15 protein-coding genes are annotated in these 15,993 nt (G+C 62.8%); 10 read left to right on the forward strand and 5 right to left on the reverse strand.

Annotated features, from left to right (window positions below; translation table 11 throughout):
• Positions 1-524 precede the first annotated feature (524 nt).
• Positions 525-1,136, forward strand: a complete 612-nt coding sequence (locus tag DOM56_RS08465) for a hypothetical protein (RefSeq protein WP_110708357.1) — start codon at positions 525-527, stop codon at positions 1,134-1,136.
• Positions 1,137-1,170: 34 nt separating this feature from the next.
• On the opposite strand, the gene DOM56_RS08470 is transcribed toward DOM56_RS08465, so the two are convergent.
• Positions 1,171-1,377, reverse strand: a complete 207-nt coding sequence (locus DOM56_RS08470) for a hypothetical protein (RefSeq protein ID WP_110708358.1) — start codon at positions 1,375-1,377, stop codon at positions 1,171-1,173.
• 317 nt (positions 1,378-1,694) lie between these two features.
• Between DOM56_RS08470 and DOM56_RS08475 the strand changes: the two genes are divergently transcribed.
• Positions 1,695-2,423 (forward strand): Crp/Fnr family transcriptional regulator, encoded by a 729-nt coding sequence (locus DOM56_RS08475; RefSeq protein ID WP_110708359.1) that lies wholly within the window; start codon positions 1,695-1,697, stop codon positions 2,421-2,423.
• Positions 2,424-2,591: 168 nt separating this feature from the next.
• Here the strand turns inward: DOM56_RS08475 and DOM56_RS08480 are convergent, their stop codons facing one another.
• Both DOM56_RS08480 and DOM56_RS08485 read right to left on the reverse strand, forming a co-directional pair.
• The gene (locus DOM56_RS08480) at positions 2,592-3,002 is read right to left on the reverse strand and encodes a carboxymuconolactone decarboxylase family protein (protein WP_110598453.1); all 411 of its coding nucleotides are present in this window, start codon (positions 3,000-3,002) and stop codon (positions 2,592-2,594) included.
• Positions 3,003-3,159: 157 nt separating this feature from the next.
• The gene (locus DOM56_RS08485) at positions 3,160-3,483 is read right to left on the reverse strand and encodes a DUF883 family protein (protein ID WP_110708360.1); all 324 of its coding nucleotides are present in this window, start codon (positions 3,481-3,483) and stop codon (positions 3,160-3,162) included.
• 174 nt (positions 3,484-3,657) lie between these two features.
• Between DOM56_RS08485 and DOM56_RS08490 the strand changes: the two genes are divergently transcribed.
• The gene (locus DOM56_RS08490) at positions 3,658-4,266 is read left to right on the forward strand and encodes a LysE family translocator (RefSeq protein WP_110708361.1); all 609 of its coding nucleotides are present in this window, start codon (positions 3,658-3,660) and stop codon (positions 4,264-4,266) included.
• A gap of 23 nt (positions 4,267-4,289) precedes the next feature.
• Here the strand turns inward: DOM56_RS08490 and DOM56_RS08495 are convergent, their stop codons facing one another.
• Positions 4,290-5,948 carry an acyl-CoA dehydrogenase family protein gene (locus DOM56_RS08495; RefSeq protein WP_110708362.1) on the reverse strand — a complete coding sequence of 553 codons (1,659 nt, stop codon included), beginning with the start codon at positions 5,946-5,948 and terminating at the stop codon, positions 4,290-4,292.
• A 165-nt stretch (positions 5,949-6,113) separates the two neighbouring features.
• Between DOM56_RS08495 and DOM56_RS08500 the strand changes: the two genes are divergently transcribed.
• Complete coding sequence (locus DOM56_RS08500) at positions 6,114-6,620, forward strand: NUDIX domain-containing protein (RefSeq protein ID WP_110708363.1); 507 nt, start codon at positions 6,114-6,116, stop codon at positions 6,618-6,620.
• Between the two features lie 102 nt (positions 6,621-6,722).
• Positions 6,723-7,217, forward strand: coding sequence for a glutathione peroxidase (locus DOM56_RS08505; RefSeq protein ID WP_110708364.1), 495 nt, complete (start codon positions 6,723-6,725; stop codon positions 7,215-7,217).
• 9 nt (positions 7,218-7,226) lie between these two features.
• On the opposite strand, the gene DOM56_RS08510 is transcribed toward DOM56_RS08505, so the two are convergent.
• Positions 7,227-7,631, reverse strand: coding sequence for a hypothetical protein (locus DOM56_RS08510; RefSeq protein WP_110708365.1), 405 nt, complete (start codon positions 7,629-7,631; stop codon positions 7,227-7,229).
• Between the two features lie 265 nt (positions 7,632-7,896).
• Here DOM56_RS08510 and fabV point away from each other — a divergent pair, with 265 nt between their 5' ends.
• From fabV to aceF, 5 genes are all read left to right on the forward strand, one after another.
• The gene (fabV, locus tag DOM56_RS08515) at positions 7,897-9,096 is read left to right on the forward strand and encodes an enoyl-ACP reductase FabV (protein WP_110708366.1); all 1,200 of its coding nucleotides are present in this window, start codon (positions 7,897-7,899) and stop codon (positions 9,094-9,096) included.
• A gap of 31 nt (positions 9,097-9,127) precedes the next feature.
• Entirely contained in the window at positions 9,128-10,114 is a 987-nt protein-coding gene (locus DOM56_RS08520; protein ID WP_198655729.1) for a GlxA family transcriptional regulator, read from the forward strand.
• A gap of 19 nt (positions 10,115-10,133) precedes the next feature.
• Complete coding sequence (ampD, locus tag DOM56_RS08525; RefSeq protein WP_110708367.1) at positions 10,134-10,694, forward strand: 1,6-anhydro-N-acetylmuramyl-L-alanine amidase AmpD; 561 nt, start codon at positions 10,134-10,136, stop codon at positions 10,692-10,694.
• 360 nt (positions 10,695-11,054) lie between these two features.
• On the forward strand, positions 11,055-13,745 hold the full coding sequence (aceE, locus tag DOM56_RS08530) for a pyruvate dehydrogenase (acetyl-transferring), homodimeric type (protein WP_110708368.1): 2,691 nt from the start codon (positions 11,055-11,057) through the stop codon (positions 13,743-13,745).
• Positions 13,746-13,857: 112 nt separating this feature from the next.
• Positions 13,858-15,957, forward strand: coding sequence for a pyruvate dehydrogenase complex dihydrolipoyllysine-residue acetyltransferase (gene aceF, locus DOM56_RS08535; RefSeq protein WP_110708369.1), 2,100 nt, complete (start codon positions 13,858-13,860; stop codon positions 15,955-15,957).
• The last annotated feature ends 36 nt before the right edge of the window (positions 15,958-15,993 follow it).

Here is a 15,993-nt window from a genome sequence, read left to right on the forward strand (position 1 = left end):
TTCATGGTCGCTGGATGGGTAACTGTCCGGCAGATGACTGCCTGTACCAGTTATCTGATTTGCTATTTTTTATGGCATCCCGCAGATGAAAGTATGGGGTAACCGAGAGCGTGTCAATCGGGCGATGCCGAGGCTAGTCGAAGATAGAGCGTCATCCCAACGCCGGGGCATGTCGACGGGCCGGGGCGAAGACAGAGCGTCGGCCACTTGGTGCCCTGCATGACCCTGGGCGGCTTCTGCTCCTGTATGCGTGCGCTATGGCGGGGTGGGCTTTTCCCGTCCTATGTGTACAGGTCCCATGTATAGAGTACAGGTGCTATGTATACCGGCCCTGTGAATACCCGCAAGCCACTGATTGTCTGGGCAACGTTCGACGGCGCTGAAAATGACGTTGGATTCCAAGTGACCACGGCTCCTCGCTTGCTACGACTTTAGCCGGTGGCTAAATGACGCACTCCATCTGCGTAGCCTGGCTGATCACGAGGTTGCTATGATGCGAGATCGCGAAACACGGAGTGAAGAGCATGCTGAGCGTATTGACGTTCTTTTTGATTTTCCTGGGCGTTGCCGTTTCCGTCTATCAGGTCTACGACATTTATTACGCTCAGAACTTTGAAGACGATGAACGTCAAGCGAGCCGTGAAACGCCGCTTGGCCAGCTTTCGCTTCAGGCCGAGCGATATGCGGCCACTGGCGAATCCCAACGATTGCTGGACACTGCGAGCCGTTTTTTCGGTGCTTACCTCAACCCGCATCTAATCCTCTCCGCGGCGAAGCTGCCCAACGCGTCTCGGTACCTGGGCGCGCTGCTACGCCGTCGCCGGCGTATTCTTTTCAACGGCCAGCCCCGCGTGCGCCATCTCCTGGCGTGGAAGACCGATCTTCCGCGCAAGGATAGTCGTCCTTTATTGCTGAGCCTGGTGCTGGTCAACTGCCTTGTGGTCATGTTCCTGGGCGGGCTGAGTCTCTATACCGTCGTTTATCGCGTATCCCTCGATTCGTTGGCCTGGGCGAACAGTGATTGGATACTGATGCTGCTTATCTACCTCGTGATCGTCATAACCCATGGTATCTCCCGGCTCGACAGCTACCTGCACGATCTCTACCTGATCGGCGCCCTGAACCGAGCTGGATGATCGCGGTGCCCGGGGGCTGGTGCCGGATCGGCCGCTAGCTCGACTCCGCTTCTCGCTCGAGAAGGTTCCAGATGCCGGGGCCGCTGCTTTCCAGGCTGTTGAGGAACTCCATGTGTTCTGTTGCCTTGGCCTCATGGTGGTGCACGCCGACGGTCTGGTTGCCGTGATGGGTATCGGTGACTATGAAGTGCTGATGTAGCGTACCGGCCTGCTTGATCTTTACGATATAGCGCCTGAACATCTCGCCCCCTCCGCGCGCATACTGTAGTTAATAAAATTCTAATATTTATTCCCTGGCGTTCAAGCCGGATTTCGGTATCTCGGGGGCAGCGACTCACGGGGCAGCCGATGTCGAGCCTTGGGTGACTCGTGGCAGGCGCTTCGTTGTCGACGGGAGAGTAATCGTTGTCATCTGTCGGTACGGCTGGCCATGGGCTCGCGGGAGCGGTTCGTCGAGAGGCTTGCTTGCGCGCGTTTTACCTCGGCTATCTAACCGATGTTATGTAACTTGCCTGTCTAACATGCTGTCATGCTTGAAAAATTCAAGAAGGCGAAGGCATGGGTCAGCAGGAAGGCTGTATTGCCCGACATTTTAGTCACTATGGGAAACTCTCGGAAAATGATCGGCGCCAGCTCGATGCTCTGGAAGGGTCCTCTACGCGCGTCGTCAAGGGACAAGTGCTCTGGCACGAAGGCGACAATGCGCGAGATTTCTGTACCTTGCAGGATGGATGGGCTTACTCGTTTCGCCATCTGAAGGGTGGCACCCGTCATATTCTGGAGATATATCTGCCCGGCGACGTCATCGGGCTATATGAATTCCCGTTCAAGCAACGACTCTCCAGCGTGGCCATGCTCGAAGATGGCGAGATTCTATCGGTAGCCAACCGGCAGCTTCTCAAGCTGTTTCGTGAATCCACTCGCCTCACTTCGGCATGCTTTGCGGTCTGCTCATATCAGCAGGCGGTGCTGAGCCAGAGGTTGGTCCATCTTTCCCGCCGCAGTGCTCGCCAGCGGGTGGCGTATCTGTTGCTCGAGATAGGCTGCCGGCTGCGGCGCAACGATGAAAGCGCACGAGAGCACTTTCGTTTGCCGCTATCCCAGCAGCATCTCGCGGATGCGCTGGGGCTATCCCCGGTGCACGTCAGTCGCACATTGACGGCGTTTCGTCAGGAAGGGTTGCTCAGGCTGGCTCGTGGCTGGGTACATATGCTCGATATGCCGGCATTGGCCAGCGAGGGTGGCGTCGCTGGCTGTCTGCAGGATCACGTCGTGCCCACGATTTGAACGCAGGGCGTCTGTCCGCCGGTGACTTGGCTCGCAGGCTGCCAAGCGGTCCGGTGGTCCGAGAGAGGAGCTGTGGACAAGCGCCGCCAGCTAACCGCAAGGCGAAAAAAAGCCGCTCTCATCGACGAAGAGAGCGAGCCGAGATGGAGCCAGGTGTCTCGAGATCAACTAGACCGCGGCGCGGCGCGAGGCGCGGCTCAAAGCGCTGGTCATCTCGATCGCCATGGTCAGGTCCGCCAGCTCCCGAGGGGAAAACGCGTTCAGTGCCAGCTTGCGAGTCGTCGGGTTGGCAGGGCGGAAGTGGGTGAAGGACTCACACCAAGCCAGCGCCGCTTTCTCACGCTCGTCGAACTCATCGGATTCAGCCCAGGCCGTCAATGCCTTGAGCTTGCTGGGTGAGATGCCCAGGGCTTCGGCTTGTTCGCGACGGAAATGGGTGCAGCTGAGGCAGCCGTTGATCTGCGAAGCACGCAACTCGGCCAGGCAGCGGATGGAGGGATCCAGTGAGCAGGCGTGTAGCGACCTAGCGGATTTGTCGATGTTCTCGACATCGATCGTTTGCCACTTGTCAGCGTTCATCTCGGTCTCCTGAGTTCAGGTATCGTGCGATTAAACGACTATCGTTCTCAATTTTCCACAGCTTCGATTATAAAGTTCAATGACGGTTAAAGATTGAAACTATGGTTTGGTTGGAAACGCTCAGGAAACGCCCCGCCGAGCGAGGCGTCCCCGTGATTTAACGCCGGCTGATCAGCAATCCGAGCATAGCGCCCGCCAGTGTGGCAACGCCGATGCTCGACCATGGATGCTCGCGTACATAGCGGTCGCAATCGTCCAGCGATTGGTTGGCGGAGCGCTTGAAGCGGCGGTTGCTGCGGCGTGCTTCGGCTGCCATGCGAGCGTACTGCTCCTCGCTTTTCATTCGCGCTTCCTCGATCGCGTCCTGCGCGTCATCTCGCAGGTCGTGCCCCAACGCCTGACCCTGCTCACCAATATCGTGCAGATCGTCTCGGATGCGGTCCGTTCGGGCCTGCCGGTCTTCACGCTTGAATAGGCTCATGTTTCACCTCCCTGATGGATGGGCCTGAGTGCGTATGACAGCGTAGCCGTTGTGAAGTGCCAGCGCCGGTGGAATTATCCGGAGTCCCGAAATAGCCACATGGCGGGCGGTCCTCGTCCGGAACGTCCGGTATAGTCGGCGAGCGGATCTCACTGGTGGAAATGGGAAGAAGACGTGTCGTTGCAACTCTGGTTATCTCTGCTGGCGATCTGCGCCCTCGGCGCCATGTCCCCCGGTCCCAGCCTGGCCATGGTGATGCAGAATACGCTGGGCGGCGGGCGCAGCTGCGGTGTGATCGCCGGGATCACCCATGCGGCGGGTGTCGGTCTCTATGCGGGGGTGACGGTACTGGGGCTGGCGGCGGTTATCGTTCACCAGCCCTGGCTCTATAGGCTAGTGACCTGGGGCGGGGCTTGCTATCTGGCGTGGATGGGCGTCCAGGCGCTGCGGGCCGGCGGCCGCGATGGCTTCGGCATGAGCCATCAAAGCAGCGATTGGCGACGCGCCATGCGCGATGGCCTGTTGGTGGCGCTGGGCAATCCTAAGTTGATCGTGTTCTTCGTCGCGTTGTTGAGTCAGTTCGTCAGCGCCGACCTGAGCGTGGCGGGGCGTTGGTTGATCGTCGCGACCGCGACCCTGGTGGATGGCGGTTGGTACGTGCTGGTGGCACTGCTGCTCTCCCACTCCCGCGTGCTGCCATGGTTGCAGCGGCACGCGGCTTGGATTCATCGGCTGACGGGGCTCGTCCTGCTCGGTCTGGCAGCTCGCGTGGCGCTGGGTTGAGCATCGCCGCCTTCGGCGACCGTTCATGCCTCCAGGCGCTCGAGAATCGTCGCCACGGGGGCCTCGGCGGGGAGAACGCCGAAGATCGGCGATGCATTCGCCAGCCTGGTGGCACAGAACGTGTCGGCGATGGCCTGGGGCGCATGTCGAATCAGCATCGCGGCCTGCAGCGTCTGGGCCATGGCCTGGGCTAGCCAGCGCGCCTCGGCCTGCAGTTGTTCGGGGCCTGCCGTCAGCCGCTCGTCGAGCGAGTCGATGGCGGCGTCGAAAGCCGCATGGTGGCCTCGGGCCAGGCTCAGCTCCTGCCGCAACGCTTCGATGCTGGTCGGGTGGCGATCCAGGATACGCAGCACGTCCAGACAGATCACATTGCCGGAGCCTTCCCAGATCGAGTTGACCGGGGCCTCACGATAGAGCCTTGCCAGCGGTGTCTCCTCGACATAACCGATGCCGCCGAGACACTCCATCGCCTCGGCCATGAACGCGGGGCCACGCTTGTTGTGCCAGAACTTGGCCAGTGCCGGGAGCAGTCTCGCCAGCGCGGCTTCATGCTCGTCGCTCCGGGATCGGTCTATGGCGCGTGCGCCTCGCATCGCCAGCATCAGGCTGGCCTCGGTCTCGATCTCGAGATCAGCGACGACGCGCTGCATCAGCGGTTGATCGGCCAGGCGCCGGTCGAAGGCGCGACGCCCCTTCACGTGGCGCCAGGCTTCACTCACGGCCTGACGCATCATGCCCGCCGGGGCGGTAGCGGCATCGAGCCGTGTCTGCTGCACCATTTCCAGGATCGCCGGTATGCCCCGGCCAGGCTCGCCGACGAGTTGCGCCCAGGCACCGGCATATTCGATCTCCGCCGAAGCATTGGCACGATTGCCGCACTTGTCCTTGAGCCGCTGGATCTCGATGGCGTTTCTTCGGGCATCCGGTGTGAAGCGCGGTGCCAGAAAGCAGGACAGGCCGTCATCGGTCTGAGCCAGGGTGAGGAAAGCGTCCGACATCGGCGCGCTGCAGAACCACTTGTGGCCGTCGAGCCGATACCACTCGCCGGTACCGGGCGAGGCCACCGGCGACGCCCGAGTGCTGTTACGGCGCACATCGCTGCCTCCCTGCTTTTCGGTCATCGCCATGCCGAAGGTGTTGGTGCGCTTGTGCTCGGCCGGGATGGCGGCGGCGTCATACGCTCGGCCCATGAGCCTTTCTCGCCATGCCTCGCCACCTTGCAACTGGCGCAATACCGGCATGGCGGCGTGGGTCATGGTGATCGGGCAGCAGAAGCCCGGTTCGGCCTGCGTCAGCAGATAGAGCGCGGCGACGTGGGCTTGATGCCCACCGTCATGTTCCTGCTCCCAGGCGACGGCGTGCCAGCCGTCATCGATAGCGAGTGCCATCAGGGCGTGGTAGGCGGGATGATATTCGACCTCGTCCAGGCGGCGGCCATAACGGTCGAAGGCATGGAGCGTAGGAGGATAGCGGTTGGCCTGTTCACCCCAACGCTCCACCTCGGCGGTCCCGAGTTTTTGCCCCAGGGGAGTCAGGCGCTCGCCGACCCAGGCCGGTGCGAAGTGAGATAGCGTCTCCCGCAGGGGGCGGTCGTCTTTCCACGGATCGCGACGTGGGCCCGCGGTAGGCTGATTCTCGACGCAGTGCGTGGTCAGGTCTTGGCGAGGTGCGTAGTCGGCCATCAGCTTCCTCCAAGGTGGCTGATTCGAGCATAGACCGGGCGTTCGTCGCTGTGTTTTGCATTCGACCATTGCGGCATGGGGCAGGGCAATGCGCGCTACCGGTAAGCCGTGCCCGGTCGGTCACGTGATACGCTGCTTTTCCGTTTCTCGACTGGCAGATATCCCATGAGCGACATCGTCATCGCCGACGAGCAGGTTCAGCTCGTCGATCCCCGCAATCGGCCGTGTGGCAGTGCTTCGCGGGCCATGATGCGGCGCCTGGGCTGCTGGCACAGGGCAACTTACATCGTCGTGCGCAACACCCGCGGCGAGATCTGCGTGCAGGAACGTACGCCGATCAAGGAGACTCACCCGGGCTGGTTCGATCTGGCCGCCGGTGGTGTCGTGAGCGCGGGCGAGGCCCCCATGCCAGCTGCACGGCGGGAGCTGTTCGAGGAGCTTGGCATTCGCGGTGTCGAGTTGATGGCCGGCGGTGAGTTCGTGTTCCAGGAAGCCAGCTTGAAGTTGTACGGCAGTCTCTACTGGGTCGATTACGATGGACCGCTGCGATTGCAGCCGGAGGAAGTGGCCGCCGTGCGCTGGCTGCCGATCTCGGAGGCGTTGTCGCTGGACAAGGCGACGCCGGACACGCGCATGGCGCTGGCGAGGGCCATCGAGCTCGATCACTGGTGAACGGGCGTCCGGCGTGGCACTCTGCGGAGCGGGAGCGATGCGTCCTCGAGGCGTGACGCGGTTCCGCCGACTTGAACTTGGTGTTCTCGGATCGATTCATCCATGTCGTTATATACGCAAGACTGCCGGACCCCGTCCGGCGAATCCTTCAACCTGCGTGCGCTGCGTGGCCAGGTATTGTTGATCGTCAACGTCGCCAGCCGCTGCGGCTTCACGCCGCAAATGGAGGGGTTGGAGAAGCTCTATCAGGAGTACCGGGATCAGGGGTTCACGGTGCTCGCATTTCCCTGTAACCAGTTCGGACGCCAGTCGCCGGAGTCGTCGGCTGGATTCGGCGCTTTCTGCGAACGGCGCTACGCGGTGACGTTCCCGCTGATGGAGAAGGTCAAGGTCAATGGGCGTGAAGCGCACCCGCTGTTCATCCATCTGCGCCGTCAGGCGCCCGGGGTGCTCGGCAGTACGCCGGTCAAATGGAATTTCACCAAGTTCCTGGTGGGGCGGGACGGGCAAGTGATACGACGCTTCGGGCCGCGTGCCGTGCCTCGCTCGCTGCGCGGCGCCATCGAGGAGGCGCTGGAAACGCCGTTCTCGGCGTGAGCCCGTTCTCTAGCCCGGCGGTCTCTCGCCACGCGCGACCATGACCCGCACGCCCAGTTCGTTGAAGCGCGGTCGGCTCATCATCGTCGTCAGGCCCGAGAACAGTGACCAGGTCGCCTTGCGCCATCCTCGCAGCTTGCGATTGTGGCGGACCAGTCGCGTCAGCAGTTCGGTCTCGTCGAAGGCCCGCCATTCGCCGGCCATCGAGAGCTGGTAGCGAGCCATGACCGGCGACATCTCCAGCCGATAGACCCACTCCAGCTGCTGTAGCGTCAGGTGGCTGGCATCGATCTCGCGAATCATGCGAGCGAAGTCCGATTCCCTGGGCTCCCGCTCGAGCCATAGTGGAGAGAGCGCCAGCCAGAGTGCGCCACGCCGGATGACCAGCTCCTCGATCTCTTGTTCGTGGGCCATGGGGCTTTCTCTACGCTCTGGGTGGGTTCGACTCGCGGGCGAGTCATCTTCGAATAGACTGGCGAGAGAGACAAGCCCGGCGCCGAAGAAGGCCGGGAGCGGATGCGGTGCCCGGGATCGGCAGGAACCGTAGGGGGACGGCTCATGCGAGTTCGCCCCTGCTTTCGCCACCCTGCTAGAATGCGCCCGACAAGCATTCGCTCAATGCCACCTCCCGGCATGCTTCGCCGGGGCTTTCGTTCCGCTGTAGAAGACGAGGTTAGACGTGATCATCAAGCCCAAGGTTCGCGGTTTCATCTGTACCACGACGCATCCGCTCGGCTGTGAGCGCAACGTACTCGAACAGATCGAGACCACCCGCGCCAACCTGAGCGGCGACCAGGCGGGGCCGCGCAACGTGCTCGTCATCGGTGCCTCCAGCGGTTATGGGCTGGCGGCCCGCATCACCGCGGCTTTCGGCTACGGCGCCGACACGCTGGGCGTGTTCTTCGAGAAACCGGCGACCGAGAGCAAGCCAGGCACGGCTGGATGGTACAACTCGGCCGCCTTCGACAAGTTCGCCAAGGCCGAGGGGCTATACAGCAAGTCGATCAACGGCGATGCGTTCTCCCACGAGGTACGCGACAAGGCGATCGAACTGATCCGCGAGGACATGGGGCAGATCGACCTGGTGATCTATTCGCTGGCCTCGCCGGTGCGCAAGCGGCCGGATAGCGGAGAGCTCAAGCGCTCCAGCCTCAAACCGATCGGCGAGACCTACACCGCGACGGCCATCGATACCAACAAGGATGCGATCATCCAGGCTTCCGTCGAGCCGGCCACCGAGCAGGAAGTGGCCGATACCATCGAGGTGATGGGCGGCCAGGATTGGGAGTTGTGGATGGATGCGCTGGACAAGGCGGGCGTGCTGGCGCCGGGTGCCAAGTCGGTGGCGTTCAGCTACATCGGTACCGACATCACCTGGCCGATCTACTGGCACGGTGCCCTCGGCAAGGCCAAAGAGGACCTGGATCGCGCCGCCGGCGAGATCGACTCGCGCCTCAAGGCCAGCGGTGGCGGGGCCAACGTGGCCGTGCTCAAGTCCGTGGTCACCCAGGCCAGTGCCGCGATCCCGGTGATGCCGCTCTATATCTCCATGGTCTACAAGGTCATGAAGGAGCAGGGCGTCCACGAGGGCACCATCGATCAGCTCAATCGGCTGTTCGGCGAGCGTCTTTACGCCGACGGCGAGCCCGAGTTGGATGAGGCCGGGCGCCTGCGCCTGGATGACTGGGAACTGCGCGACGACATCCAGCAGGCGTGCAAGGATCTCTGGCCGCAGGTGACCAGCGACAACCTGTTTGCGCTGACCGACTACGCCGGCTACAAGCACGAGTTCCTCAAGCTTTTCGGCTTCGAACGCGACGACGTGGATTACGAGGCCGATGTCGACCCGAAGGTCGAATTCGACGTCGTTCAAGTCTGATTCCGACGCGCTACCGCATGAACCTTCGATCATGAACGTCAGCGACACCCCGCGCCGAGTGGGGTTCGTGATGTTGCCCGGCTTCTCGCTACTGGCCCAGGCTTGCGCGATCGAGCCGTTGATCGTCGCGAACATGCTCTCGGGGCGACGGCTCTACGCCGCCACGACCTTCGGCATCGATGGCCGAGCGGTAAAGAGCGTGGCCCAGCTCTCGTTCTCGCCGGAGAGCGTCGCCGGGAGTGATGCGCGTCACCTCGATATGCTGTTCGTCTGCGCCCCCGCGCCGGATGGTGCGGGGGCCGTGGAGGAGAGTGGCGAGACGCTGATTCACTGGCTGCATCGTCTGGCCAGCCGTGGCGTGATGCTGGGCGGCATCGCCGGCGGAACCCACTGGCTCGCCAGGGCGGGCGTGATGGATGGTTATCGGGCCTCGATTCCCTACGCCAGTGCCGACGCGTTCACGCGAACGTTTCCGAAAATTCACGTTTCTCACCAGTTGTTCGAGATCGACCGCGACCGCCTTTCCTGTGGCGGGGGGACGGCGGCAATGGACATGCTGATGACGCTGATCGGCCAGCAGCAGGGCGCGACGCTGGCGCAGCGAATCTCCGAACACTTCGTCTGCGAGCGGATTCGCATGGCCGACGAGCCGCAGCAGACGTCGCTGCGCTCACGGCTTGGCCATGCGCCGCAGAGCCTGGTGGACGCCGTGGCACTGATGGAGGCCAACATCGAAGAGCCGTTGACCACCCATGAGCTTTCGGCCCATCTGGGGATATCCCGGCGACAGCTGGAGCGACTGTTCAAGAAGCATCTCCAGGCCGTGCCCAGCCGCTACTATCTCAACCTGCGTCTCCAGCGGGCGCGCAAGCTGCTGCGCGAGAGCGATCAGGCGGTGGGTGAGATCGCGCTGGCTCACGGCTTTTCGTCGGGGGCGCATTTCTCGACCGCCTATCGCCACCATTTCGGCATCAGCCCCAGAGACGAGCGGCTGGGCCTGGCCGGACAAGCGACATGATCTCGAAGGAGCTTGCAGGATGAGGATCGACGATCACTGGCTCGACACGGCCAGGCGAGTGGCGTCACCCAACGCCAACGCGCGGCCGCAGGGGGAGGTGTCCGCAGTGGTCCTGCACGGCATCAGCCTCCCGCCGGGGATGTTCGGCGGCGATGCCATCGAGCGGCTGTTCACCAATACACTGGACCCCGACGCTCACCCCGCTTTCGGCGCGATCGCCGCGTTGCGGGTGTCGGCGCATCTGCTGGTCCGGCGCGACGGCGAGTGTGTGCAGTTCGTCCCCTTCGATCGCCGCGCCTGGCATGCCGGCAAGTCCCGGTGGCACGACGGTGGGCGTCTGCGCGAAGGGCTCAACGATTTCACCATCGGTATCGAGCTCGAAGGCGCCGATGAGGTGCCTTACCGGGAGGCCCAGTATCGCGTGCTGGCCGAGGTGGTGCAGGCGCTGGCAAGAGACTATCCGTCAATCTCCATCGAACGGATCACCGGGCATGGGCACATCGCGCCGCTGCGCAAGACCGATCCGGGCCCGGCGTTCGATTGGGCTTATTTGCGCCGCTGCCTGACGGAGACGGTTTGAGTGCTACGCTCAAGGGTGGCGTGTGCTCGCTGGCGAGCCTGTCATTCGACTATACCGACCGAGGTTCCCGATAGGTTGTCACAAATGGATGTTAAGCGACTGATGTGACGGCATTTGGGCATTGCCATCAGGAGGGTCGAAGCGTCTGCGAATTGGCAGATGAGGGCGTTTGCGGTATCTTCTTCGCCTGATTTCCCGCGTCACGCACGCCCGCTGTAATTCAGTTACAGCCAAAAAATCTCGGAAAGCGGCCCCAAAAGAGCCGCGCCCGCACCGAAGAGCGCATATTCCCAAGCCCCGCTGCGGCTACCCGCCATGGCCGGGCGAATGGCAAACCTTTTCCCATTCGGAGAGTTGTCTATGAGTCTGGAGACACGAGAAGATCTCGATCCGGTCGAGACCACGGAGTGGTTGGATTCCCTGGCCTCGGTTGTCGAGCATGAGGGCGAAGAGCGCGCTCGGTACATCCTGACCCGGTTGGCGGACCGTCTGCGTCGTGACGGCTCTTCACCGCCGTTTTCCGGGACCACGCCGCACCGCAACACCATTCCCGTCCATCGTGAAGCCAAGATGCCCGGCGACATGTTCATCGAGCGCAAGATCCGCTCGGCGATTCGCTGGAATGCCATGGTGCAGGTTCTGCGGGCGAACAAGAAGCACAAGGGCCTGGGTGGTCATATCGCCAGCTATCAGTCCAGTGCCACGCTCTACGAAGTGGGTTTCAACCATTTCTTCCGGGCCGACAACGGTGACCACAAGGGCGACCTGCTCTATATCCAGGGGCACGTGACGCCGGGCATCTATGCGCGCTCGTTTCTCGAGGGCCGCCTGACCCAGGAGCAGATGGACAACTTCCGCCAGGAAGTGGACGGCGACGCGCTACCATCCTATCCGCACCCTTACCTGATGCCGGACTACTGGCAGTTCCCGACCGTCTCGATGGGGCTGGGGCCGATCCAGTCGATCTACCAGGCCCACGTGATGAAGTACCTGCACTCACGTGAACTGGAGGACATGAAGGACCGCAAGGTCTGGGCGTTCCTCGGCGACGGCGAGTGCGACGAGCCGGAATCCCTCGGCGCGCTGCACCTGGCCAGCCGCGAGAAGCTCGACAACCTGATCTTCGTCATCAACTGCAACCTGCAGCGTCTCGACGGCCCGGTACGCGGTAACTCGCGCGTGATCGACGAGCTCGAAGGCGTGTTCCGCGGCGCCGGCTGGAACGTCATCAAGGTGGTCTGGGGCGGCCTGTGGGACCCGCTGTTCGAGAAAGACACCAAGGGCGTGCTCCAGAAGCGCATGGACGAGGCGGTCGACGGCGAGTATCAGAACTACAAGGCGCAGGGCGGGGCCTACACGCGCAAGGAGTTCTTCGGCAAGTACGAAGAGACTGCCGAGATGGTCAAGGAGTACTCCGACGAGGAGGTCTTCCGTCTCAACCGCGGTGGCCACGATCCGCAGAAGGTCTACGCGGCGTACCACGAGGCGGTCAACAACGCCAATGGGCGTCCCACCGTGATCCTGGCGCACACCGTCAAGGGCTACGGCATGGGTGGCGGCCACGGCGAAGCCGACATGGAAGCCCATCAGATCAAGTCGATGGACGTCGACGCCCTCAAGGCGTTCCGTGACCGCTTCGGCATCCCGGTCTCCGACAAGCAGATCGAGAGCGGCGATATTCCGTACTACAAGCCCGAGGACGACAGCCCGGAGATGAAGTACATGCATCTCCAGCGCGAGCGGCTGGGTGGCTTCCTGCCGGCGCGCAAGGCCGACTTCGTGGCGATGGAGATCCCCGGTCTCGACGACAAGATGTTCGCGACCCAGATGAAGGGCTCCGGCGACCGCGAAGTCTCCACCACCATGTCCTTCGTGCGCGTCCTCAACGGCCTGGTCAAGCACAAGCAGCTGGGCTCCCGTATCGTGCCGATCATCCCGGATGAAGCGCGTACCTTCGGGATGGAAGGTATGTTCCGGCAGCTCGGTATCTACGCCGCGGAAGGCCAGAAGTACGAGCCGATGGATGCCGGCCAGATCATGTACTACCGCGAGGACAAGAAAGGCCAGATCCTCGAGGAGGGCATCACCGAGGCGGGTTCGATGTCGGCGTGGATCGCGGCCGCGACCTCCTACGCCAACCACCATCTGCCGCTGATCCCGTTCTACATCTACTATTCGATGTTCGGTTATCAGCGAATCGGCGACCTGGTCTGGGCGGCCGGCGATCTCCAGGCGCGTGGCTTCATGGTCGGCGGCACCGCCGGTCGTACCACCATCAATGGCGAAGGCCTGCAGCACCAAGATGGCCACAGCCATATCCTGATGTCGACCGTGCCGACCTGCCGGGCCTACGACCCGACCTACGGGCATGAACTGGCCGTCATCGTGCAGGATGGCTTGAAGCGGATGTTCCAGGACAAGGAAAACTGCTTCTACTATCTGACGGTGATGAACGAGAACTACTCGCATCCGGAAATGCCGGAAGGCAGCGAGGAGGGCATCGTTCGCGGCATGTACCGCCTGCACGAAGGCAAGGCGGCCGGCAAGAAGAAACAGCCGCGGGTCCAGCTCATGGGCAGTGGCACCATCCTCCGCGAGGTCGAGGCGGCTGCCGAAATGCTGGCGGAAGAGCATGGTGTGATCGCCGATGTCTGGAGCGTGACCAGCTTCAACGAGCTGCGTCGCGAAGCGCTCGAATACGATCGTCAGCAGTTCCTCGACTACGATGAGAAGCGCGAGAAGCCTTGGGTCGTCCAGCAGCTCGAGGGGGCCGAGGGTCCGGTCATTGCATCGACGGACTACATGAAGCTGTATGCCGATCAGATCCGCGCCTGGGTGCCCAACGACTTCCACGTGCTCGGTACCGATGGCTTCGGGCGTTCCGACACCCGCGAAGCGCTGCGCCGCTTCTTCGAGGTAGACCGCTACTACGTGACGATTCAGGCCCTGCGTGCATTGGTCAAACGGGGCGAAATCGAGGCCAAGGTCGTCAACGATGCCATGAAGAAGTACGGCATCGACCCCGCCAAGCCCAGCCCGCTGGTGTCTTGAGTCGACGGACCACGTCAGGGTGCCGTCGCCGGCTGAAAGCGACGGCCAGAATGCCTGAATTAGCCGACCTTGCCCGCGGGGCGGGTCGGCAGATGATTAAAGGAGCGCGACCTTGAGTAGCGAAATCATCAAAGTTCCCGACATCGGCGGCAGCGACGATGTCGAAATCATCGAGATTGCGGTGAGCGTCGGCGATGTCATCTCCGCCGAAGACACCATGATCACGCTGGAGTCGGACAAGGCCAGCATGGATGTCCCCGCGCCGAAAGGCGGCAAGGTGGTCAAGATTCTGGTCAAGGAAGGCGACACCGTCTCCGAGGGCGACGACATCCTGGAGCTGGAAGCCGAGGGCGAAGGCGAGGATGAGCCGGAAGCCTCATCCGATGACGACGCCTCCGACGACGCGGCCCCGCAGGATGACGCCGAGTCGCAGAAGAAGGAAGAGCCCGAGAAGGCAGCGCCTAAGAAGAAATCCTCCGGCGGGGGCAAGCGCACCGTCGAAGTGAAGGTGCCGGACATTGGCGGTGGCGATGGCGTCGAGATCATCGAGGTGGCCGTCAGCGAGGGCGACGAGATCAGCGAGGAAGACACCCTGATCACGCTCGAGTCCGACAAGGCCTCCATGGACGTGCCCAGTCCCTACAGTGGCAAGATCGTGTCGCTCTCGATCAAGGAGGGCGATAGCGTCTCCGAAGGCGATCTGATCGGCACCATGGAGATCGCTGGCGAGGGTGACGACGAGGAAGACGATGCCCCGGCAGCGGACGATGCCGAAGCGCCGGGCGCCGACGACAGCGCCGATACCGAAGAAGACAGCGCCGACGAAGAGGGTGACGACGAAGACGCCGACGACAGCACGGGCGGTCGTCAGGAGATTCGCGTGCCGGATATCGGCGGCAGCGAAGGCGTCGAGATCATCGAAGTCGCCATCAGCGAAGGCGACGAGATCGACAAGGAAGACACCTTGATCACGCTGGAGTCCGACAAGGCCTCCATGGACGTGCCCAGCCCGGTCAAGGGCAAGGTGGTCGAACTGGCGGTCAAGGAGGGCGACAGCGTCTCCGAGGGCGACCTGATCGGCTACGTCGAAGTCGCCGGCCAGTCCGGTGGCAAGAAGAAGACGGCCAAGTCCGATGGTGACGCGAGCAAGTCCGGGGCGAAGACGCCCAAGAGCGATGCCAAGAAGGACGATGCCAAGGCGTCGGCTGGCTCGCGGGCACAGCGGCAGCCCAGCGGCGAGCCGAGCCCGGAGGCGCGCGAGAAGCATGGCGATGACAAGACCGCCGGTGCCCATGTGCATGCCGGTCCGGCGGTCCGCAAGCTGGCTCGCGAGTTGGGTGTCGACCTCGGTGAAGTCAAGGGCTCCGGTCCCAAGGGGCGGATCCTGAAGTACGACGTCGACGGTTTCGTCAAGCAAGTGATGAAAGCGCGCAAGAGCGGTGGTGCTTCGGCACCTGCGGCCGCTTCCGGTGGCGCGGGCATTCCGCAGGTACCGGCGATCGACTTCAGTCAGTTCGGCGAGATCGAAGAGAAGCCGATGAGCCGTCTGATGAAGGCGGGTGCCAACAACCTGCACCGCAGCTGGCTCAACGTGCCTCACGTCACCCAGTTCGACGAAGCGGACATCACCGAGCTCGAGGCCTTCCGCAAGTCGATGAAGGCGGAGGCGGAGTCCCAGGGCGCCAAGCTGACGCCGCTGCCGTTCATGATCAAGGCGTGTGCCTATGCGCTGCGCAAGTTCCCGCAGTTCAACTCGAGCCTGCACCCGGATGGCGACAAGCTGATCGTCAAGCACTACGTGCACATCGGGGTGGCGGTCGATACCCCGGACGGGCTGATGGTGCCGGTGATCCGCGATGCCGACAAGAAGTCGCTGATCGATCTGGCCAAGGAGTCGGTCGAGCTGGCCAAGAAGGCGCAGAACAAGAAGCTGTCCCGAGAGGAGATGAGCGGTGCCAGCTTCACCATCTCGAGCCTCGGCTCGATCGGTGGCACGGCCTTCACGCCCATCGTCAACACGCCGGAGGTGGCCATTCTCGGCGTCTCCAAGTCGTCGATGAAGCCGGTCTGGAACGGCAGCGAGTTCGAGCCGCGCTTGATGCTGCCGCTGTCGCTTTCTTACGACCACCGCGCGGTCAACGGTGCCGACGCGGCGCGTTTCACCGCTTTCCTGGCACAGGTGCTGACCGATATCCGGCGCATGCTGGTCTGATGCGGCGGTTCGCTCGATCCACACCAACGGCTCCTT

Source organism: Salinicola sp. CR57 (assembly GCF_003206585.1).
GTDB classification, from domain to species: Bacteria; Pseudomonadota; Gammaproteobacteria; order Pseudomonadales; family Halomonadaceae; genus Salinicola; species Salinicola lusitanus.